The organism is Aequorivita aquimaris (assembly GCF_001573155.1).
In the GTDB taxonomy this organism is placed as follows: domain Bacteria; phylum Bacteroidota; class Bacteroidia; order Flavobacteriales; family Flavobacteriaceae; genus Aequorivita; species Aequorivita aquimaris.
This window is the reverse complement of sequence record NZ_JRWG01000001.1, coordinates 136,429-156,423: the sequence shown is the minus strand read 5'-3', so window position 1 is coordinate 156,423 and position 19,995 is coordinate 136,429. Positions and strand designations below refer to the sequence as shown.

General features: G+C 39.8%; 21 protein-coding genes. 11 read left to right on the top strand and 10 right to left on the bottom strand.

What is annotated here, in order from left to right; genetic code table 11:
- Positions 1-3: 3 nt before the first annotated feature.
- Together LS48_RS00695 and LS48_RS00690 are read right to left on the bottom strand one after the other, a co-directional pair.
- Positions 4-843: a hypothetical protein gene (locus LS48_RS00695; RefSeq protein ID WP_131807674.1), complete on the bottom strand. Its 840-nt coding sequence runs from the start codon at positions 841-843 to the stop codon at positions 4-6.
- A 32-nt stretch (positions 844-875) separates the two neighbouring features.
- A complete protein-coding gene (locus LS48_RS00690) occupies positions 876-1,469 on the bottom strand; it encodes a Pvc16 family protein (RefSeq protein ID WP_062618968.1) in 594 nt (197 codons plus the stop codon).
- Positions 1,470-1,715: 246 nt separating this feature from the next.
- Here LS48_RS00690 and LS48_RS00685 point away from each other — a divergent pair, with 246 nt between their 5' ends.
- The 3 genes from LS48_RS00685 (at position 1,716) to LS48_RS00670 (ending at position 4,175) form a co-directional block, all read left to right on the top strand.
- Positions 1,716-2,063 carry a hypothetical protein gene (locus LS48_RS00685; RefSeq protein WP_131807673.1) on the top strand — a complete coding sequence of 116 codons (348 nt, stop codon included), beginning with the start codon at positions 1,716-1,718 and terminating at the stop codon, positions 2,061-2,063.
- 661 nt (positions 2,064-2,724) lie between these two features.
- Complete coding sequence (locus tag LS48_RS00675; protein ID WP_062618962.1) at positions 2,725-3,525, top strand: sensor histidine kinase; 801 nt, start codon at positions 2,725-2,727, stop codon at positions 3,523-3,525.
- Positions 3,522-4,175, top strand: coding sequence for a response regulator transcription factor (locus LS48_RS00670; protein ID WP_062618960.1), 654 nt, complete (start codon positions 3,522-3,524; stop codon positions 4,173-4,175). The genes LS48_RS00675 and LS48_RS00670 overlap by 4 nt, the downstream gene beginning before the upstream one ends.
- Here LS48_RS00670 and LS48_RS00665 read toward each other — a convergent pair.
- Entirely contained in the window at positions 4,172-4,888 is a 717-nt protein-coding gene (locus LS48_RS00665; RefSeq protein ID WP_235810989.1) for an RluA family pseudouridine synthase, read from the bottom strand. The two genes, LS48_RS00670 and LS48_RS00665, sit on opposite strands and share 4 nt — an antisense overlap.
- A 27-nt stretch (positions 4,889-4,915) precedes the next feature.
- Entirely contained in the window at positions 4,916-5,734 is an 819-nt protein-coding gene (gene panB / locus LS48_RS00660; protein ID WP_062618958.1) for a 3-methyl-2-oxobutanoate hydroxymethyltransferase, read from the bottom strand.
- 71 nt (positions 5,735-5,805) lie between these two features.
- On the opposite strand from panB, the gene LS48_RS00655 reads away from it, so the two are divergent.
- Positions 5,806-6,270 carry a nuclear transport factor 2 family protein gene (locus tag LS48_RS00655; RefSeq protein WP_062618956.1) on the top strand — a complete coding sequence of 155 codons (465 nt, stop codon included), beginning with the start codon at positions 5,806-5,808 and terminating at the stop codon, positions 6,268-6,270.
- 2 nt (positions 6,271-6,272) lie between these two features.
- Here LS48_RS00655 and LS48_RS00650 read toward each other — a convergent pair whose 3' ends face one another.
- A complete protein-coding gene (locus tag LS48_RS00650; protein ID WP_062618954.1) occupies positions 6,273-7,697 on the bottom strand; it encodes an L-serine ammonia-lyase in 1,425 nt (474 codons plus the stop codon).
- Positions 7,698-7,819: 122 nt separating this feature from the next.
- Here LS48_RS00650 and LS48_RS00645 point away from each other — a divergent pair, with 122 nt between their 5' ends.
- A complete protein-coding gene (locus LS48_RS00645; RefSeq protein ID WP_062618952.1) occupies positions 7,820-8,188 on the top strand; it encodes a S24 family peptidase in 369 nt (122 codons plus the stop codon).
- Positions 8,185-9,516, top strand: coding sequence for a Y-family DNA polymerase (locus tag LS48_RS00640; protein ID WP_078056352.1), 1,332 nt, complete (start codon positions 8,185-8,187; stop codon positions 9,514-9,516). Before LS48_RS00645 ends, LS48_RS00640 begins: the two co-directional genes overlap by 4 nt.
- Here LS48_RS00640 and LS48_RS00635 read toward each other — a convergent pair.
- A complete protein-coding gene (locus LS48_RS00635; protein ID WP_131807672.1) occupies positions 9,462-10,706 on the bottom strand; it encodes a hypothetical protein in 1,245 nt (414 codons plus the stop codon). The two genes, LS48_RS00640 and LS48_RS00635, sit on opposite strands and share 55 nt — an antisense overlap.
- A gap of 366 nt (positions 10,707-11,072) precedes the next feature.
- Here LS48_RS00635 and dnaK point away from each other — a divergent pair, with 366 nt between their 5' ends.
- Positions 11,073-12,989 carry a molecular chaperone DnaK gene (gene dnaK, locus LS48_RS00630; protein WP_062618947.1) on the top strand — a complete coding sequence of 639 codons (1,917 nt, stop codon included), beginning with the start codon at positions 11,073-11,075 and terminating at the stop codon, positions 12,987-12,989.
- Between the two features lie 391 nt (positions 12,990-13,380).
- Here dnaK and LS48_RS00625 read toward each other — a convergent pair whose 3' ends face one another.
- Both LS48_RS00625 and LS48_RS00620 read right to left on the bottom strand, forming a co-directional pair.
- On the bottom strand, positions 13,381-14,094 hold the full coding sequence (locus LS48_RS00625; RefSeq protein WP_131807671.1) for a leucine-rich repeat domain-containing protein: 714 nt from the start codon (positions 14,092-14,094) through the stop codon (positions 13,381-13,383).
- A 95-nt stretch (positions 14,095-14,189) separates the two neighbouring features.
- A complete protein-coding gene (locus LS48_RS00620) occupies positions 14,190-14,831 on the bottom strand; it encodes an alpha/beta hydrolase (RefSeq protein ID WP_062618943.1) in 642 nt (213 codons plus the stop codon).
- Positions 14,832-14,876: 45 nt separating this feature from the next.
- Between LS48_RS00620 and LS48_RS00615 the strand changes: the two genes are divergently transcribed.
- The 3 genes from LS48_RS00615 to menD are packed head-to-tail and all read left to right on the top strand — an operon-like array spanning position 14,877 to position 18,062.
- Complete coding sequence (locus LS48_RS00615) at positions 14,877-15,299, top strand: PaaI family thioesterase (protein WP_062618941.1); 423 nt, start codon at positions 14,877-14,879, stop codon at positions 15,297-15,299.
- Entirely contained in the window at positions 15,299-16,366 is a 1,068-nt protein-coding gene (locus LS48_RS00610) for an isochorismate synthase (protein WP_062618939.1), read from the top strand. Before LS48_RS00615 ends, LS48_RS00610 begins: the two co-directional genes overlap by 1 nt.
- Positions 16,367-16,397: 31 nt before the next feature.
- Positions 16,398-18,062 (top strand): 2-succinyl-5-enolpyruvyl-6-hydroxy-3-cyclohexene-1-carboxylic-acid synthase, encoded by a 1,665-nt coding sequence (gene menD, locus LS48_RS00605; RefSeq protein WP_062618937.1) that lies wholly within the window; start codon positions 16,398-16,400, stop codon positions 18,060-18,062.
- On the opposite strand, the gene LS48_RS00600 is transcribed toward menD, so the two are convergent.
- Positions 18,057-18,461: a hypothetical protein gene (locus LS48_RS00600; protein ID WP_062618935.1), complete on the bottom strand. Its 405-nt coding sequence runs from the start codon at positions 18,459-18,461 to the stop codon at positions 18,057-18,059. The genes menD and LS48_RS00600 overlap by 6 nt on opposite strands.
- A gap of 86 nt (positions 18,462-18,547) precedes the next feature.
- Here LS48_RS00600 and LS48_RS00595 point away from each other — a divergent pair, with 86 nt between their 5' ends.
- Positions 18,548-19,378 carry a CvfB family protein gene (locus LS48_RS00595; protein WP_045079880.1) on the top strand — a complete coding sequence of 277 codons (831 nt, stop codon included), beginning with the start codon at positions 18,548-18,550 and terminating at the stop codon, positions 19,376-19,378.
- On the opposite strand, the gene LS48_RS00590 is transcribed toward LS48_RS00595, so the two are convergent.
- On the bottom strand, positions 19,375-19,983 hold the full coding sequence (locus LS48_RS00590) for a MarR family winged helix-turn-helix transcriptional regulator (protein ID WP_062618932.1): 609 nt from the start codon (positions 19,981-19,983) through the stop codon (positions 19,375-19,377). The two genes, LS48_RS00595 and LS48_RS00590, sit on opposite strands and share 4 nt — an antisense overlap.
- Positions 19,984-19,995 lie beyond the last annotated feature (12 nt).

Here is a 19,995-nt window from a genome sequence, read left to right as displayed (position 1 = left end):
TTGTTATTGGTTAATAAATATTTCTGAAATGGTTTTTATGATATTTCCGCCGCCGTCCTTTTCAAATATGAGTCGGGATGGGAATGCGGAAGGTCTTTCTTGGCCGTTAAAACTGTAACCTATAATACCGTTTTTGGCCAACGGAAGTGTTGTGGGATCTGTAGAGTGGAGGAGTGTATTGGTTGAGGCATCACGGTAGTTCCAGATGGTGCTTCGGTTTTTTAATTGAAGTTTGAAGGTTTTTGGAAAAGCGGGAATGGTTCCGTTTGCGTTTAGAATATTCCGTGCGTTGCCGTCGAAGGGAACAGTGTCGTCTCCCGCCATTTCCAACGAAATGATTCCGAAAAGCCCAATCTTTTCTTTGGTGGAAAGATTTTTTGCCATTTCACCATAACTTGTTTGGTTTATAGTGAAATTTTCTACGGGCAGGGTAGTGGTTTCCAAATCTAAATAATTGAAAGAAACGCCTTCGGAAACAGGTTTTTTGTTTGAAAAATAATAGGGAATGGCCGGCTTTGGATTCACCGTTGAATAATTTTCGAAAAGCGGATCTTTCACATAAATCAAAAAATTGAAAACTGTTGTTTGCGGAAGATTAACAAAAGGTCTGTATGTTCCCGAATTGGGCGCAGTTTCCTCGGCTTTCGCATATATGGTGAACCCACTGGGAGTGGTTTTGAAAACTAGCTTGCTCCCTTTAAAAATTTCCTGGGTTTCTTCGGAAGGAATTATTTCACAGAAATCCCCAAAATTGTATTTGTTGAGCTGCGCTTCCTTTAAAGTAGCATTCGCATCAAAAGCTATACTGCCATCATCTAAAAAATAGTGGTGGTACAGATTCATACCGAACAGAATTTTATATGTGGCAGTAAAACTCATGGCATATTGTTATTGAGGATTCCAGAAATTTCAGTAATCGGTTTGCCTTTTTCAACAAGCGAGTCGCTTTCAATTTTTACGACACTTATTTTGTAGAGCACGCTTGGCAGGGCTTTTCCGCCCAAAGTGCCCCAGATATAATTTAGTTGTTCAAATGTTGGGGTGTAGAGCTCGGCAATAAAGCGAAACTCTTTTATATTCTCCAAAGCCGGAATGGTTGGATTCAATGGTGTGTTTGTTTGCGTAAAGATTTTTTTTGATTGAAAAAATTCTATAATAAAGGAAATAGCAATTAGCGAGCGCGTATATGTATTTCTATTTGCCGAGAAGAGTGCAAAAACATTTAGGTTTACTGGTGCATTTTTGTAAATAGTTTCCCCGTTTTTAACTTTGATATTTGGATTGTTTTTTAGTGAAATTTCCTCTTCAATGTTTAAAAGCGATAGCACCACTTTATCGCTCATAGTATTTATGTCGGGATCCTCATATTTTGAAACATTTTCCAGAACCACCAGATTTGCATCCGTAGTTTTTTGCTCCAAATATTTTGAAACTTGATCTTTTACTATTTCTAGTGTTTCGTAAATCATTTTACAAAGAATCTGTTGGTTGTTCTTATAAACCCAAATGTATTGAAACATAAGAGTCTATACAACAGGATTTTACCTGAATTTTCAAGGGGATTTTCACTGTATTTTTTATAGGTAAAACCCCTGTTAGGTTATAGGAAAAATCCTATAAGGAAAGGGGATTTTCCCTGTTTATTCGTTACAAAAAGCACTTTTTTGATTGTTTTTACTACATTGCTGCCAATTAACCATAAAACCAATTTAATTATGTCAAAACCATCAAATTGTATCACGGTTGCTGCGGCAAAACAATTACAGGATAACTGGGTAGCAACACGCGCTGTTGATATTGAACGTGCCATGGGATCGGGAGATACTCGTGAATTTTTGTTTAGCGTTGCAGAGCTTGAAGAGTTTCTGGCCTATGTGAAAGCTGGTTCCGGAAGTATGAATCCAGGAATTCGTATTTATTTTGGAGCGTATGATAACGCAACATCTGATAAAGCTACGGTCTTTTTGGCTCCTACATTGGGAACTACTCAAGGAGTGGCAAATGATTATAGTTTAGAGCCTTTAAACAACAGTATTGGTGGGTTTCCTCCAAAAAACTATTAATAGTGTTAGCACTTTTCTTTGTACACCTAGTAGAATTTTTAGCATTTCTAACCGGGCTTGTTTATTATCAAAAAAATAAATCCAAACCAACTTTTTACCTAGTTTGGTTTTTAGGTATTACTGTGTGTTCTGAGATTTTTGGTTGGTACGCATATTTTGTTGAGAATGGTTTTTTGTATTTTTTAAAGGGAACCCCTTTTGAATCAAATTATTGGTGGGCGAATATTTATACAGTAATTAGTTATTTGTTCTACGTAAACTATTTTAAGTGGTATTTATCGGCTAAAAAATCAGTAACTATTATTAATAGGGTTTCAATAGTTTTTTTGATATTCAGTATTTTGGAAATAGTGTTTTCAGGAGATTTCTTCATTAAGTTTATGCCTATAACCAATATTCTCGGGACTTTGTTTGTTTTCTTAAGTATTGCATTTTATTATTTGGAATTGTTGAAAAGTGATCAAATCCTGCAAGTACAAAAAAGCCTTCCATTTTATATATCAGTAGGAGCGTTGCTTTTTCATCTATGTACCACTCCATTTTTTATATATAGTTCTTATTACAGCAATACTATTGACCCTGGGTTTGTGAATCTATATAAACAGGTTATCTTTGGGACTAACTATTTGTTGTATTCCATCTACATTGCTGGATTTTTAATATGCTATCGGACAGAGAACCCCTACTACCCCAAGAAAAGCTTTTAATAGTTTATTTTATTGCTGTACTATTGTTTTTTGCGGTCTTTGCAATTGTTTTCGTTGTTGCTTTTCAGCGCCGAAAAAACAAATTTTTAAAGGAACGTTATGAAGCAGAAAAGCGTTACCAACGCGAATTAGCAGATTCACAAATAGAGATACAAGAACAAACCCTAAAGAACATCGCTTGGGAACTGCACGATAATGTGGGCCAATTGCTTTCCGTGGCCAATATCCAGCTTAATGTATTGTTGAATTCCACTCCGGCAACTTACCATGGACAAATTCAGGAAACAAAGGGCATAGTGCAAGAATCCGTTCAGGAAATACGTTCCCTATCCAAGGTGCTCAATAACGATGTGGTTCTAAAAAATGGGCTACTTGCTTCGCTGAACGTGGAGCTTGACCGATTTAAGCGTTTGGGCTATCTCGACGCCTCCCTAAAAATAACTGGCGACATAATTCCTATAAATAGCGCGAGCGAAATTATCATTTTCCGTATTCTGCAGGAATTTCTTTCTAATGTATTGAAACACGCTAGAGCTTCAAAATTATTCGTACATTTAGATTATAAAGAAAAAACACTGGAAATTTCTGCAAATGACGATGGAATTGGCTTCGATACTTCGCTGAAAACTGACAGCTCGGGTATGGAAACTATGATGAGCAGGGCAGTATTGATAAATGCAGAATACAAAATCATTTCCGAAATAGGAAAAGGCACTCAATTATACTTAAATTATCCCTATAAAAGCACAAAATGAGACCAGAAACAAATCATACAGTTGGTATAGTGGACGATCACTCTCTTTTTGCACGTTCATTGGAAAAACTTATCAATTCATTTCCGCACTTCCAAGTTATATTTCACGCTAAAAACGGATTACACCTCCAGAAAAAAATTGAGGACAGTGATCTTTTGCCAGAGATAATACTTTTGGATATAAACATGCCCGTGATGGACGGTTTTGAAACGGCAGAATGGCTCACGCTGCACCATCCGGAAATAAAAGTGTTGGCACTTTCCATGCAAGATGATGAACATACAATCCTTAAAATGTTGCGTCGAGGAGTAAAAGGATATTTGCTGAAAGACATACACCCCGAAATTTTGAACACAGCCCTTAAAGAGTTGAGCGAAAAAGGATATTATCACTCCCAAAAGGTATCTGAAACCTTGCTGCATTCTCTAACTCCCGATGAGGAAGGAAGAATTTTCGACTTTAAGGAAAATGAACTTACTTTTATAAAATTAGCTTGTTCTGAGTTGACCTATAAGGAAATAGCCGTTATGATGGAATTGAGCCCAAAGACTATTGACGGGTACCGTCAGGATTTGTTCAAACGACTTAAAATAAAAAATAGAGTAGGACTTGTTATTTTTGCTTTGAAAAGAAACTTAATTCAGCTTTAATTACAGGCATTCCATACAGCATCAACTGGGGGGGTAGCTTCTATACAAATTTCTTCTTTTTGAACTGGATGGGTCAAAGTCAATCTTTTAGCGTGAAGATGAATACTGCCATCTGAATTACTTCTGTCAAAACCATATTTCAAATCTCCTTTTATGGCACACCCAATAGCCGATAGCTGTGACCGAATTTGATGGTGCCTACCAGTTTCCAAAGTTATTTCCAGTAAATAATAATTGTCAAGTTTTTTCAGAAGTTTATAATGGAGTATTGCTTTTTTGCTGTCCGGTACTTCTTTAATATGAGCGTATGATTTGTTCTGTTTTGAATTTCTTTTTAAGAAATGCGTTAGCGTATCCTCCAATTTTGGGGGAGGATTTTTCACTATAGCCCAATATATTTTCTCCGTTTCCCTTTCGGAAAACATTTTATTTAAACGGGCCAATGCTTTAGAAGTTCTCGCAAATACAACGACTCCGCTCGTGGGACGGTCTAATCTGTGAACTACCCCAAGAAATACTGCGCCGGGCTTGTTGTATTTTTCGGCAATGTATTCCTTCACAACTTCCAAAAGGGGGGCATCTCCAGTTTTGTCGCCCTGAATAATATCTCCCGGACGTTTATTTACGACGATTAGATGATTGTCTTCAAACAGAACTTGAAGATTGTCTTTGGTACTATGTATGTTTGATTGTTTGATTTTTCTAAAAGGCAAATTATCTAAGAATCTAAAAATCAGATTTTAATATTGTTCACTATCATTGGGAAAATCACCACTCTTTACATCAGTACTATACTGGCTGAAGGCGTTTTTCATTTCAGAATATAAATCTAGGTACCTTCTTAAAAAACGTGGGTTGAATTCATGCGTCATCCCAAGCATGTCGTGAGTTACTAAAACCTGCCCGTCAACACCATTTCCGGCACCAATACCGATTACGGGAATGCTTATTTTTTCTGCAACTTCCTGGGCCAACTTAGCGGGAACCTTTTCCAATACCACTGCGAAACAACCTGCTTTTTCAAGCAATAATGCGTCAGAGATTAGTTTTTCCGCTTCCTCTTCTTCTTTTGCGCGAACAGTGTACGTTCCAAATTTATAGATAGATTGCGGCGTTAGACCCAAATGGCCCATTACTGGAATTCCCGCATTCAAAATTCGTTTTATGGACTCTTTTATTTCTTTTCCGCCTTCAAGCTTCACAGCGTGACCGCCACTTTCCTTCATAATTCTGATTGCTGAGCGCAACGCCTCTTTTGGATCGCTTTGATAGCTTCCGAAAGGTAAATCAACCACAACCAAACTGCGTTCGATAGCGCGAACCACAGAAGCCGCATGATAAATCATTTGGTCCAGCGTAATCGGCAGCGTAGTTTCATGGCCAGCCATTACATTGGATGCCGAATCGCCCACCAAAATTACATCTATACCGGCGCTGTCCACAATCTTGGCCATTGTAAAATCGTATGCCGTGAGCATCGATATTTTTTCGCCTTTCTTTTTCATATCCACCAAAGTTTTGGTAGTAATTCGTTTATATTCTTTTTTGGCTGTTGACATATTCTTTAAAACTGGTTCTATTAAAATGTAAAAGTACTATTTTTGAATAGTAACCAAGTAAAATTTTCAAGATGAAATCTCTAATCCTTCTTTTTTCAATTTTTATCGCAGTCCAAAGTTTTGGCCAAGAATCGCTCTCTACGGAAAATGCCAAAATAATCATCAATATTTTTATGGATGGATACCGTGCAGGCGACACGCTAAAAATGAAATCGGTGATGCACCCCAACATGACCATGAATCGCGCCTATCTTAATACCGAACAGGAAAATATATTAATCTATATTAGATCGTCAGATTTGCTTCAGTATGCCGCTACAAAGGGCAAAGAGCTGGATTGGGATGAAAAGTTGAACGATTATATTGTAAATAGCGACGGTAATATTGCACACGTTTGGGCGCCCTATGAATATTACATGGACGGAAAATTTAGCCATTGTGGGGCCAATTCATTTACGTTGGTTTACACGGACGAAAGTTGGAAAATCCTGAATCTTATAGATTCCCTTCGCATTGGGAGCTGTAAGAAAGAATGATTTTAACAATCGCTAATATTCACTTGCACCGCAAGACCGCCCTCACTGGTTTCCTTGTATTTTGAAGTCATGTCCTTTGCCGTTTCCCACATGGTGGCAATCACTTTATCGAGGGGCACCTTTGCTTTGGAAGGATCGCTATCCAAAGCCATTTCGCAAGCGTTTATTGCTTTTATGGCACCCATTGCATTACGCTCTATACACGGAATTTGCACCAGACCTGCAATGGGATCGCACGTCATTCCCAGGTGATGTTCCATTGCAATTTCGCTGGCCATTAAGCACTGTTCGGGAGTTCCGCCCATCAATTCACAAAGCGCGCCAGCGGCCATGGAGGAAGAAACGCCAATCTCTGCCTGGCAGCCACCCATAGCTGCCGAAATGGTAGCACCTTTTTTGAAGATACTGCCAATTTCGCCAGCCGTGAGTAAAAATTTAAGAACGTCCTCAAAATTTGCATCGTGGTTTTCAATCACCATGTAATACATCATCACGGCAGGGATTACGCCCGCGCTTCCGTTGGTTGGAGCTGTGACCACACGGCCCAACGAAGCATTTACTTCGTTCACCGCGAGGGCAAAACACGAAACCCATTTCAGGATTTGACGGAACTTCACTTCGGTATTTCGTATTGCGGCAATCCATTCTTCGGCATTGGTGTATTTGCTATCGCCAATTAGGTTTTTGTTCATCTCAAAAGCACGGCGCGTTACATTGAGTCCGCCGGGCAAAGTACCCTCCGTGTGGGCGCCAACGTACATGGAATCCAACATCACGTCCCAGATTTTCTTTAGGCCGTCGTTTATTTCGGCTTCGCTTCGCAATGATTTTTCGTTTTCTAAAACTATTTCCGAAATACTTTTCCCTTCCGCTTTGCAATATGCCAAAAGTTCCGTTCCTTTTTCAATAGGGAAGGGGAATTGGGCAAATTTTGCCAATTTAATTTTTTTGCGTTTCCGTTCCTTTTTTACGGTAAAACCGCCACCGATGGAATAAAAAGAAGAAGATTTTTTGGAGCCGTCTTTTAAAGTTGCCCTAAAAGTCATCCCATTCGGGTGAAATTCTAAAAACTTTCGGTTGAAGATGATGTTTTGCTTCGGAAAAAAAGGGACTTCCAGTTCGCCGTTTAGTTTCAGTTTATTCTCCGAATTTATAAAATCAATTTCCTTTTCAATATTTTCAATAGGAAAAGTTACAGGATCAAAACCCGAAAGGCCCAACATTACCGCAAGATCGGTTGCGTGCCCTTTTCCCGTGAGCGAAAGGGAACCGTACAGATCTACTGAAATTTCCGCTACTTTTTCAAAATTGCCTTTCTCTTTCAATTCGCCAATCCATCGCAACGCCGCGCGCCACGGCCCCAAAGTGTGCGAACTTGACGGCCCGACACCAATTTTTAGCATGTCAAAAACACTGATACTTTCCATAAATTCAATCTTGATTCAAACCTAAGAAATTTTGCGCTATCCCGCTAAAAGGAAAGTAGTATTTGTTTATAATTATTATTGGAAATAATCCACAAAATAGGAAATATTCCTATTTTTGAACTATGGAAATTTTCACTTCAGGCAAACTCACAAAAGTAAAAAGCAGGCACGAACCGGGTGTTTCAAAACAAACGGGCTTTGCAAGCCCCGCAACACATTATTTGGAACCCACTATTGATTTGAACCAAGAATTGGTACTGAATAGAGATGCTACATTTTTTGTGCGGGTAGATGGCAATGGATTTAAGGAACACAATATTCTTGATAGGGATGTTTTGATTATCGATAGGTCGTTATCCCGAAATTTTGATGATTTGGCGTTAATAATCCAAGAAGGGGAATTTAAGATAAAGCGCATTCCTTTTGGTTTTTCGGAAGAAGAATTCACCGTTTGGGGAATAATCACTTACATAATCCATTACGCCCGATGATTGCCTTGGTAGATTGCAACAGCTTTTACGCCTGCTGCGAGCAGGTTTTTCGTCCCGACCTTTTGGGAAAACCCGTTGTGGTTTTGAGTAATAACGATGGCTGCGTGATTGCCGCAAACAAAGAAGCGAAGGCGATTACGGACATCCCTATGTTTGAGCCAGTTTTTAAAATCAAGGATCAACTGATTGCCCACAAAGTGAACTTTTTTTCTTCAAATTATACGCTTTATGGCGAAATGTCGCAGCGGGTGATGAACATACTCGGGACGTTTTCTCCAAATGTGGAAGTTTATAGTATTGATGAAGCCTTTGCAGATTTATCTGGGATGAAAAATATTTTGCTGAACGATCATGGGCATTTAATTAAAGAAACCATTTCAAAAAATACGGGGTTACCAGTAGGTGTGGGGATTGCGCCAACAAAAGTGCTGGCAAAGCTGGCAAACCGAATGTCGAAGAAAATTCCTGACAACAACCACGTTTTTGTAATCGATTCCGAAGAAAAAAGGATTGAGGCACTAAAATGGTGCAAGATTGGCGACGTTTGGGGCATTGGCAGAAAGCATGCCGAACGGTTGAAAAATATAGGCGTTTTTAATGCACTTCAATTTACTGAAACTCCGTTGCAATGGGTCCGAAAGGAAATGACAGTTGTAGGCGAGCGCACCTGGCGCGAACTAAAAGGCGAGCCGTGCATGGAATTTGTAACCCAACCGCCGCCAAAAAAAGGAATCGGCACCGCGAAATCTTTTGGTAGAAAATTACCTGACTTGGAGCGTATTGAGGAAGCGTGCGCGTATTACATAAGTGAAGTAAGCGAGGTGCTTCGCGCCCAAAAATCATGCGCCACTTATGTTCAGGTTTTCATCATAACCAACTACCACAGCGATGTAGATAAGCAATATTCCAACAGCCGGACCGTGACTATGGAAATTCCTACGAATGACACCTTCAAACTTATTTCCGCAGCGCGAAAAGCGTTAGTTGAAATATACAAACCTGGTTATCGCTATAAAAAAGTAGGAGTGAACCTTACGGGCATCATTCCACAGGATTATGTGCAGGGAAATCTGTTTCACCAACCTTCTAAATTAAATAACTCAAAACTTATAGAAACCTTTGACGCCATCAACCGGAAATTTGGAAAAGCAACTATTTCTTCAGGTTTGGTGGGCACACGGGTTAATGAATGGGAACTCATTAAAAAAGAACGAAGCCCGCGCTACACTACGCAGTGGAAAGAATTGTTAAAAGTTGGGGAGAGAGTTGAAACTCAAAAATCAACTTTTTTAAAATCAACTTTTCCGTTTTCATCAATTACTTTATAAACTCCAAACGGGGCATCTTCATCCACAATTAAAAAACTTTCATCCTTCTCAAAATTATTGAGATAAGTTTTGTCTTCTGCTAGGTATGAAAACAACACCCTAAACAGGTTTACATTTGTCTTCAGTTTATCATCAAATCTTGGCACTTCATTGTCAGGCCATTTTATGGCAAGCGTGGAAGCAAATATTGAGTTTATAAGCCTAGGATCAGTTATTTTTTTATGACGTTTGCTCGTGTAGTTTAAGCCCACATACCCTCCATGGTCAGCAACGATAATTATAAGCCCGGAAGGGTCATCTTTGATTATTAGAGTAATCATCTCGTATAACCAAAGATTTGCTTTTTCAAAATTTTCAACATACACTTTTCTTTCTTCTTCTTTGCCCTTGGATTGATTTTTTGTGACGGAAATATGGCCCGGGAGGATTTTTTCAATAAAATAAAAGTTAGCTTGATTTTTATTTTCTTTAATAGCTTTTTTCATTTCATCTAGGCTATTCACTGCCATGTCAAACCCGCGTGATAAAAATGAAAGTTCTTTATATGGAATGGAGCAATAATCATAGCCTAACGTTGGCCTATTGACAATGATATATGGAGATTCAATGATCAGCGATGTTTTGTAGTCGTTTTTATTAAAGACGGATACCACGACATTATTGCTGGCTATACTTTTTCGCAAACCATAGGCTTCCTTTGTGTTGTCTTTCGGATTTTTATAATAATGATGTTTCATCGCAAACATTGAACTGTTGGAGGTAATTGTGTTGGAATAATTACTTCGGAAATTGGGATAAATCTTAAAATCTTTTTCGATTAGAAAACTTTCAAAGTTACTATTGTCAATATGGTAAGGCTCATTTTTTAAGGTATTGGCATTGGCATAACCATCTGGCTGAATAATATAAACATTTGGCATTTTCTTAAAGGTAACTTCTGAAATACTATCTGGCAGTTGTTTCCATTCCGAAGAAAAATTTATGTTTCCAATATAAAAGACCAATTGAACCGCGACAATCAATGCGAGTAGATATTCCAGCACAACTACTTTTTTCAAATGTTTTTTCAGTAGAAAGGAAAACCCAAACGAAAGTATAATGACCAAAAGGATTATTTTCTTTTTTGGGCCAATAATACTATAGGTAAGTAACCCAGCAAAACTTACCACGTTTGAAAAGGTTAAGAGCAAATCATAATTTTTAGCGACAAATGATATTTTTTTTGAAGAGACCTTTAAAAAAATATTAACTGCAACTGGGATTAGTAAAAAGAAGACAATAAAGAACAATGTCTGCGATAAGGAATCTACCAGCGTAAAGTTTGAATAATAATTATAAAGAAAAGGGTAAAAGCCACTTGCAATACCAAGTATTATAGGATTTTTAATATTGAATAAATTCTTCAAAAGGGCTGCTATTTGCTAATAGTAAAACTACTAATTAATTTTTTTATTAAAATTCTGCCATCCTGTCATAATCCTTCCGCTGGCACAATCATTGACTTATACACTCCGTAAAATAAAAATTGAATTAACTAAATATATAACACAATAGATATGAGTAAAATAATTGGAATCGACTTAGGTACAACCAACTCCTGCGTTGCCGTGATGGAAGGTAGCGAGCCAACGGTTATTCCTAACGCCGAAGGAAAAAGAACAACTCCTTCCGTAATTGCATTTGTGGAAGGTGGCGAAATTAAAGTAGGGGACCCTGCAAAACGTCAGGCTGTTACCAACCCTACAAAGACCATCAGCTCCATTAAGCGATTTATGGGGAACAAATATTCCGAATCAAAGAGTGAAGCGGAACACGCAGCATATAAAGTGGTAAAAGGTGATAACGATACCGCCCGTGTTGACATTGACGGCCGTATGTACACCCCACAGGAACTGAGTGCAATGATTCTTCAGAAAATGAAGAAGACCGCCGAGGATTATTTAGGACAAGATGTTACCCGTGCGGTAATTACCGTTCCTGCATATTTTAACGATAGCCAGCGCCACGCAACCAAGGAAGCCGGTGAAATTGCCGGTCTTAAAGTGGAACGTATTATCAACGAACCCACTGCGGCAGCTCTAGCGTACGGTCTTGATAAAAAGGGAACCGACCAAAAAGTAGTGGTTTTTGACTTTGGTGGTGGTACGCATGACGTTAGTATCCTAGAATTGGGGGACGGCGTTTTTGAAGTATTGGCTACTGATGGTGATACCCACTTGGGTGGTGATGATGTTGACCAAAAAATTATCAATTGGTTGGCTGATGAATTCAAAAAAGAAGAAGATTTTGATTTGAAGAAAGATCCAATGGCGCTCCAGCGTTTAAAGGAAGCTGCTGAAAAAGCAAAAATTGAATTGTCTTCCTCAACACAAACCGAAATCAATTTGCCTTACATTACGGCTACTGCTAGCGGACCAAAGCACTTGGTAAAAACGTTGACACGCGCCAAGTTTGAGCAACTGATTGAGCCACTTGTAAAAAGAACTATCGAGCCTTGTGAAAAAGCAATGAAAGCTGCTGGTTTGAGCAAGAGCGATATAGATGAAGTAATTCTTGTTGGGGGTTCTACCCGTATTCCTGCAGTGCAGGAAGCCGTTGAAAAATTCTTCGGAAAAAAACCACACAAAGGAGTAAACCCAGATGAAGTTGTAGCTGTTGGTGCCGCAATTCAAGGTGGTGTATTGACCGGAGATGTGAAAGATGTACTTCTTCTTGATGTAACCCCACTTTCACTTGGTATTGAAACTATGGGTGGTGTAATGACCAAATTGATTGAGGCCAACACTACCATTCCTACCAAGAAAAGTCAGGTATTCTCTACTGCGGCCGACAATCAGCCCAGTGTTGAAATCCACGTATTGCAAGGGGAGCGCCCAATGGCGAACGACAACAAAACAATCGGTCGTTTCCACTTAGACGGAATTCCACCAGCACAGCGCGGGGTGCCACAAATTGAGGTGACGTTCGATATTGATGCCAACGGTATCATTAAAGTAAGCGCTACCGACAAGGCTACCAACAAAACGCAGGATATCCGTATTGAAGCTTCTTCCGGCTTGACCGAAGAGGAAATCAAAAAGATGAAGGCCGATGCCGAGGCAAATGCCGAAAGCGATAAGGCTGCGAAGGAAAAAGTTGAAAAACTGAACGAGGCGGACGCAATGATCTTTCAGACTGAAAAGCAACTGAAAGAGTTTGGCGAAAAATTATCTGACGATAAAAAGAAGCCAATCGAAGATGCTTTGGAAGAATTGAAAAAAGCGTACGAAACCAGAGAAGTGAGCAATATACAGCCCGCTTTGGATAAAATAAACGAAGCTTGGAAAGTTGCTTCTGAAGAAATGTACAAAGCCCAGGCCGAACAGCAAGGTGCCCCAACTGGTGATGCCGGGGCAGGAGCCGAGCAGGGAAGCACAGGTGGCGGTTCTGAAAACAGCGATGTTGAGGATGTAGATTTTGAAGAAGTGAAATAAAAAGCCCCCTAACCCCAAAGGGGGGAATCGGGAAATGCTTAAAAGCAAAACCGCAACCTGAGAGGGTTGCGGTTTTTTAATTATTATAATTCGAATTATTACTTTTTATCTGTATGAAGCTTTAGATTTTTTAAATCATATCAGTATTCCAAATTATAAAAAAAAAGAGCGACCTCATAAAGGCCGCTCCATTTAAAAGCTTGCTTTTTAACCAAATATTAAGCTTTAAGGTCTTTGGAGTGGGTGGGGGCCACTTGGTACAAAGACCGGGGCAATCTACTAATATTTTTCAAAAATACAATGTTTTTTATCGATAAAATATGTTTTTTAACGTGTTTAAAAAATAAGCGGCCCATTATAGGCCGCTTGGAAATGAGGAAATAGAATAGTGTTAATCTTCATTTTCGTCCCGTTCTACAGCTATTATGGGCTGTGCGGGCTCAATTTGTGGGGAGTTATTGAGTAAATCTATTTTTGCTCCAGAATTTGACAGCAATATCACTGAAAAATCACTCGGATTGTTAAAATTATTTTCTGCAACCATAAGCTGCTTCAAATTTGGACAATTTGCCAATGATTGTGGTAAAGCGCCATACAAATCGTTATCAAACACATTAAAAACTTCAATCTGCCTAAGATTTCCGATACTTTCGGGCACCGTTCCGCTCAATTGGTTACTGCTTAGGTGCAGCTGCTTCAAATTAGAAAGCCTGCCTAAAGACTCCGGAATGTTTCCATTCATGGCTGTCCCGTTTATTGCTAAAATTTCTAATTGTTCCAGATTGCCCAATTCCGCAGGAATGGTTCCCGAAATAGGGTTAAACGACAATTCCAATTTTTTCAAATTTTTTAATTGTCCCAAAGAGGCTGGCAATATACCATTCAAATTATTGAACAATAAATTGATGCCCGTTACCTTATTGTGTTCAACCGTAACTCCGTACCAAGTTTCCACAGGTTGCTCCAAGTTCCATTGTTTGTTCCATTCCAAACCATTGGTAGCGGTATAAAGATCTAAAAGAACTTGTTTTTCCTGTTTGCTCACCTGCGCCATAACCATGGACGCGATAAACATACATACGCAGGTAAATATTGCCTTTTTCATAGTTTGGGGCTATTTGGTTGTTAAAGCGAAGTAAAAGAAAAACAAAAGAAGTTAAAACACAAAATTATTCGATGAAATACACAATATTCTTAAAATTATATGGAATGTTTTAATAATAATTCCCTGTTAACCTCATGGATTCCATCAAAAACCTCAATGTTCAGCCGATCTTGAAAAAGTTTGGTGCCTTTAAGTTTCTCTTCGGTCTCACGGGCTTCTGTAATGTACTGGTCCTTATTTCCGTAAAGATAGATTACCTCGGCATCCTTTTTGAGAAATTCAAAATCGTTGGGTTGCAATTCATTTGGAATTCCCCCCGAATGAAGAATAAGCTTATCACACTGAACTTTACGGCTGGCAACCCAGCGCGTAGCTATGGAAACACCTTGGCTATAGCCCATAACTATTAAGTTTGCAGTAGTTTCGGCAAGCTCCTTTACATAAATTGCGTCGATATATTTCAGTATATTCTGGGTTTCAAGTTGTGTATTTTCACGCGTAAGCCAAGAGGCGCCAACGTGCTTAAAATCATTTCCTTGGTAATATTTTGAGGGAGCCTGTGGTGCAATGATGAAATTTTCTTCGGCATTTAATTCGGAAAAATAATTGATAAAGTACTTGCTCAAATAGCCCATTCCGTGAAAAACCATCCATACATTCTTGGTTTTTTCGGTTAACTCATTGAGGGTGTGGTATGTATTCGTAGTTGTATAGGTAACCTCTTTCTGGATGCTCATTTTGTTGAATTCAATTTTGTATTTTTACAAATGTAAACCAATACAATGAAGTACACCAACGACGAAATTTTGGCGGCCTGCAATAAAATGTGCCAAAATACCTTAATGGAAACACTGGGCATAGAATTCACCGAAGTGGGCGATGATTTCCTCGTTGCCAAAATGCCCGTCACGCCAAGGGTTCATCAACCCGATGGGGTTTTGCACGGCGGCGCCTCTGTAGCCTTGGCCGAAAGTGTGGGCAGTGCGGGGGCATTTATGTTTTTGAATGCAAATGATGTAATAATCCGTGGAATTGAAATTGCCGCCAACCACGTAAAAAGCGTGCGCGATGGTAATGTATATGCCCATGCCAGTATTATTCACAAAGGAAGGACCACCCAGCTCTGGCAAATAAAAATTACGAATGAAGACGGCGCCCTCGTTTCCCTCGTAAAACTTACCACCCTTACCTTACCAAAAAATTAATGGATTTTAACCTACTCACTGAAAAAATCGAAAAACATTTTGAAGAAGGATTGCCCTTTGTGGTATATTCGTTGCCGAATCAAAAAATTGTATCTGCTCTACTTCAGAAGAACCCAGAACTTAGTACCATTAGCGAATTGACGGACAACGGTTTTGTTCTCGCGCCTTTTGAGTATAATGATTCAGCATACTTTATTCCTGAGAATGATTCAGAAATAGTTAGTGCAGAATTATCGGAAAATACTATTGAATTGACGCCCGTTCCGGTAGCCGAAAACGCTTCGGAGCGGAAAACTTATTTGGAAAAAGTTCAAAAAACTATTGACAATATAAAAAGACGAAGGGCTACCAAAATCGTTATTTCGCGTCCGAAAGATTTTCCACTATCAAATTTTTCACTTAAACAATTGTTAGAGCGTTTGTTTGGGGCCTATCCATTGGCCTTTCGATATATTTGGTACCATCCGCAAACGGGGATGTGGTGCGGTGCAACGCCAGAAACCTTAGTGCGGGTTGAGACAGACTCCTTTAAGACCATGGCCCTGGCGGGAACACAATCTTTTTGCAATTCGGAAAAGGTTTCCTGGGGCCCAAAGGAACTGGACGAACAGCAAATGGTAACCGATTCAATAACCAACAGTCTGCAGCGCGTAACCTCGGTATTGAAAGTTTCCAATCCGTACACATATCGCGCCGGGTCGTTGCTTCACTTAAGAACCGATATTACCGGCATTTTAAAAAGGGGAAAAGCCACGCTGACAAAAATTGCAGCTGCCTTGCATCCAACCCCTGCGGTTTGTGGCAGTCCACAAAAATTTGCCAAGGAATTCATACTCCAAAACGAAGGGTATAACCGCGAATTTTACACAGGGTTTTTAGGACCCGTAAATGAAAATGGAGCTTCTGCCTCACTAATGGTTAACCTGCGGTGTATGAAGATAGAAAACAATACGGCCCGCATCTTCGTGGGCGGGGGTATCACTATTGGCTCACAGCCGGCCGATGAATGGCAGGAAACCCAAAATAAAATGCAGACAATGCTACAAGTATTGGCACCAATGCTGTAATATTTTCGGCGTCTTCGTACCTTTGCGCTGCATGAAATTCTCAACTAAGATTCTCTCACAAACGCTTGTGCAATTATGTTTGGACAAGGGTATTGACCATATAGTTATTTCTCCCGGATCGCGCAATGCGCCACTTACCATTGGTTTTGGGGAACATCCCGATTTTAAGTGCTTTAGCATCGTAGATGAACGTTGCGCAGCCTTTTTCGCATTGGGTATCGCGCAGCAAATTAATAGGCCCGTAGCGGTCGTCTGTACATCGGGTTCGGCCTTGCTCAATTATTACCCCGCGGTGGCCGAGGCATTTTATAGCGATATTCCTTTGGTCGTCATTTCCGCAGATAGGCCCGCAGACTATATTGACATTGGCGATGGGCAGACCATCCGACAGGAAAACGTTTTTGAAAACCATATTCTTTACAGTGCAAATTGCAGTGAAGGCGAAGATTTTCAGATTAAAAATGAAACCGAAATAAACGTTGCCTTAAATACGGCAATCGAGCTGAACGGTCCCGTTCATATAAACATTCCTTTTTCCGAACCTTTATACCACACGGTGGAAAACCAACTGGTTTGGCCACAGAACGTTCCTGCGCGACAGCGGACAGCAGGCGTTGAGGAAAATCTGGATGCTTTTGTAAGCCGATGGAATTCCAGTAAACGCAAAATGGTATTGGTGGGAGTATTACCGCCAAATAGTGTGGAAATGCGTTTTGTGGAGCAACTTGCAAAGGACGATAGTGTTTTGGTGTTGACCGAGACCACTTCCAACCTTCACCACGAAAATTTTATCACGGCCATAGACCAACTGATTGCACCTTTAACGGATGGAGATTTCAAAAAATTGCAGCCCGAAATACTGCTCACCTTTGGCGGAATGGTGGTTTCAAAAAAGATAAAGGCCTTTCTGCGCAGTTTTCCTCCAGCGAAACATTGGCACGTGGATTCGAAGAAAGCTTTTGATACTTATTTTGTACTGTCGCATCATTTCAAAACAAGCGTCAATGGTTTTTTTGCTGAATTTCTTCCGAAGACAATTTCGGTGGAAAGTAACTATCAAAGCCATTGGCTCGCAATAAAGCGACACAGATTGCAGCGGCACGCAACTTACGAAGCTGAAATTCTATACTCGGATTTTATGGTTTTTTGCGAAATATTCCACAGTCTTCCACAAAATATCCAGTTGCAATTGAGCAATAGCGCCACGATTCGCTACGCCCAACTTTTTGAAATTCCGGCTTCTGCCGAAGTTTTCTGCAATAGAGGTACCAGCGGAATAGACGGAAGTACGAGTACTGCGGTAGGAGCGGCCTACGCTTCAAGATTGCCAACGGTTTTTATAACCGGCGACCTCAGTTTTTTCTATGACAGCAATGCGCTTTGGAACAATTATATTCCTAAAAATTTTAAAATAATTGTCGTGAATAACGGCGGTGGCGGTATTTTCAGAATTCTTCCAGGGGAAAAGGATACGGAGCTTTTTGATACTTATTTCGAAACAAAACACAACCTAAACGCCAAACAGCTTTCGGCAATGTATGGTTTCAAATATGAAACAATTCACGGAAAAGAAGATTTGAATAAAACGCTGAGGGATTTCTTCAGAATAACTGAAGGTCCTGCTCTGTTGGAAGTTTTTACGCCGGCAGCGATAAATGATAAAGTGCTTTTAGACTACTTCAAATTCATTTTATAAATACCCTTTCCCCCAAATGGCGGCTTCTGTAAGATTGTCAAACATTTGAAAGGGTTTTTTGCAAAACTTAGCCTCCAGTTCTGCGTTGGTATGTCCCACTTCGCTATAATTTACCACTCCTACGGCGCGTAGTGTAGGTACTTTGTTCAAATATTTGTAATCCATCGGCTTAATGGAGTAGGAATGCACGCGATTGGAAATATATACCCAAGGCTTAGTTCCTAAATAATTTAGCCCTTTTAGCAAAATGGAAAAACCAGTTTTATACGAAAGAACCACACCTTCATTGGCTTCAAAAATAACGATGCCATTATAAAAATAAACCATGCCAATATCGGTCTCCAATCTTTTTTTCAACTGGAAGTCTGGGGGAAGGTTATGTAGCGTTATTTTTTCCATTTTCAATGTGAATTTACATTTTAAGTTTGATTTGTATGTACGTGGTGTGCACTTTTTTTTGATAAGAATACAGTACCTTTGCAACTATGATAAAACTGGGCGAATACAATACTTTGGAGATTCTTCGAGAAACCGAACCGGGTCTATATTTGGGCGATGACGAGGAAAATGTGGTGCTTTTGCCGCATAAATACAAACCAGAGGAATACGAAATAGGCGATGAGATTACCGTCTTCATATACTTGGATAACGAAGAGCGGCCCATTGCCACAACGCTGGATCCCTTTCTTCAATTGAACACCTTTGGGTACTTGCATTGCAGCGATGTAACCGAATATGGCGCCTTTATGGATTGGGGCCTGGAAAAGCAACTATTTGTTCCTTTTAAGGAGCAGGCGCGGCCCATGAAGAAGGGTAACTGGTACATTGTCTATTTATATATTGACGAAAAAACCAATCGATTGGTGGGAAGCAGCAAGACGAACCATTTTCTTCAAAATGAAAACTTGACCGTAGAACCTTTTCAGGAGGTAGATATTTTGGTTACGCACTTAACGGAAAAAGGTGCGAACGTTATTGTGAATGGGCAGCATAAAGGATTAATTTATATTGAAGATATTTTTGAGGATATCCGTACGGGGGATAAGATGAAGGCTTTTATAAAAAAAATTCGTCCCGACAATAAAATTGATATCGTACTGCAAACCCCGGGCTATAAAAGCATTGAGCCGAACGCCAATTTTATCCGCGAGGAATTGGAGGCTGCCGGGGGTTTTTTGCCACTTCACGACAAAACCGATCCCGACACTATCAAAAATATGCTTGGGATGAGCAAAAAGAGTTTTAAAAAGGCAATCGGTACGCTTTATAAAGACAAGCAGATTATTATTAAGGAAGATGGAATAGAGCTGATTTAGCCAGGTTTTTCCTCAAATTCTGGGCAGTCAACGCGTATGGTTTCGGTTTTTAAAGGTTTCTGAAGATATTCGCAATAGTCGCCTCCATCTTGTTTCGTGTGGTACTTACAAGCAAAACACATCCGCTGCACGCTGATTATCCCAGCTTTGTTCAAATTGTAAATAAGCTTTACAATGGTTTCATAGACAGTTTCCAGTTGGGCTGCGTCAAAAGTGTCGAACTGTTTTTTTAGGGGATTTGCGTAATTCTCGGTTACCGAAACCAATTGTTTTCCTTTTTCCGAAAGCGCTATCAGATAACTTCTGCTATCGGAATTTGAATAATCCTTTAAGATCAATTTCTTCTGTTCCAAAGATTTCACCGCATCGCTGATGGTAGGTTTGGTAACGTCAAATTCCTTTGCTAGATAACTCACCGTGCAGAGTGAACTTTTATGATAGGCAACAAAAATGAGGATCTGGATCTGGATGGGGCTCACGCCAGCTTTTTTTGCTTCGGCCCAGAGTAGAGTACGGAATACTTCTGAAATCCGTTCAAGGCCAACCACTATCTTGTTGCTCACACTTTCCTGCTGAAAAGAGGTATCGAAAACACTTTTTTCCATAATAAAGCCTGT

What these genes read in the sequence shown, in the direction of transcription:
- LS48_RS00625 (WP_131807671.1), bottom strand. Translation starts at nt 14,094, where the DNA reads ATGAAAAAGGCAATATTTACCTGCGTATGTATGTTTATCGCGTCCATG.
- menD (WP_062618937.1), top strand. Translation starts at nt 16,398, where the DNA reads ATGAAATTCTCAACTAAGATTCTCTCACAAACGCTTGTGCAATTATGT.
- LS48_RS00595 (WP_045079880.1), top strand. Translation starts at nt 18,548, where the DNA reads ATGATAAAACTGGGCGAATACAATACTTTGGAGATTCTTCGAGAAACC.
- LS48_RS00655 (WP_062618956.1), top strand. Translation starts at nt 5,806, where the DNA reads ATGAAATCTCTAATCCTTCTTTTTTCAATTTTTATCGCAGTCCAAAGT.
- LS48_RS00615 (WP_062618941.1), top strand. Translation starts at nt 14,877, where the DNA reads ATGAAGTACACCAACGACGAAATTTTGGCGGCCTGCAATAAAATGTGC.
- LS48_RS00650 (WP_062618954.1), bottom strand. Translation starts at nt 7,697, where the DNA reads ATGGAAAGTATCAGTGTTTTTGACATGCTAAAAATTGGTGTCGGGCCG.
- dnaK (WP_062618947.1), top strand. Translation starts at nt 11,073, where the DNA reads ATGAGTAAAATAATTGGAATCGACTTAGGTACAACCAACTCCTGCGTT.
- LS48_RS00670 (WP_062618960.1), top strand. Translation starts at nt 3,522, where the DNA reads ATGAGACCAGAAACAAATCATACAGTTGGTATAGTGGACGATCACTCT.
- LS48_RS00695 (WP_131807674.1), bottom strand. Translation starts at nt 843, where the DNA reads ATGAATCTGTACCACCACTATTTTTTAGATGATGGCAGTATAGCTTTT.
- LS48_RS00610 (WP_062618939.1), top strand. Translation starts at nt 15,299, where the DNA reads ATGGATTTTAACCTACTCACTGAAAAAATCGAAAAACATTTTGAAGAA.
- panB (WP_062618958.1), bottom strand. Translation starts at nt 5,734, where the DNA reads ATGTCAACAGCCAAAAAAGAATATAAACGAATTACTACCAAAACTTTG.
- LS48_RS00640 (WP_078056352.1), top strand. Translation starts at nt 8,185, where the DNA reads ATGATTGCCTTGGTAGATTGCAACAGCTTTTACGCCTGCTGCGAGCAG.
- LS48_RS00645 (WP_062618952.1), top strand. Translation starts at nt 7,820, where the DNA reads ATGGAAATTTTCACTTCAGGCAAACTCACAAAAGTAAAAAGCAGGCAC.
- LS48_RS00690 (WP_062618968.1), bottom strand. Translation starts at nt 1,469, where the DNA reads ATGATTTACGAAACACTAGAAATAGTAAAAGATCAAGTTTCAAAATAT.
- LS48_RS00620 (WP_062618943.1), bottom strand. Translation starts at nt 14,831, where the DNA reads ATGAGCATCCAGAAAGAGGTTACCTATACAACTACGAATACATACCAC.
- LS48_RS00685 (WP_131807673.1), top strand. Translation starts at nt 1,716, where the DNA reads ATGTCAAAACCATCAAATTGTATCACGGTTGCTGCGGCAAAACAATTA.
- LS48_RS00675 (WP_062618962.1), top strand. Translation starts at nt 2,725, where the DNA reads ATGCTATCGGACAGAGAACCCCTACTACCCCAAGAAAAGCTTTTAATA.
- LS48_RS00600 (WP_062618935.1), bottom strand. Translation starts at nt 18,461, where the DNA reads ATGGAAAAAATAACGCTACATAACCTTCCCCCAGACTTCCAGTTGAAA.
- LS48_RS00590 (WP_062618932.1), bottom strand. Translation starts at nt 19,983, where the DNA reads ATGGAAAAAAGTGTTTTCGATACCTCTTTTCAGCAGGAAAGTGTGAGC.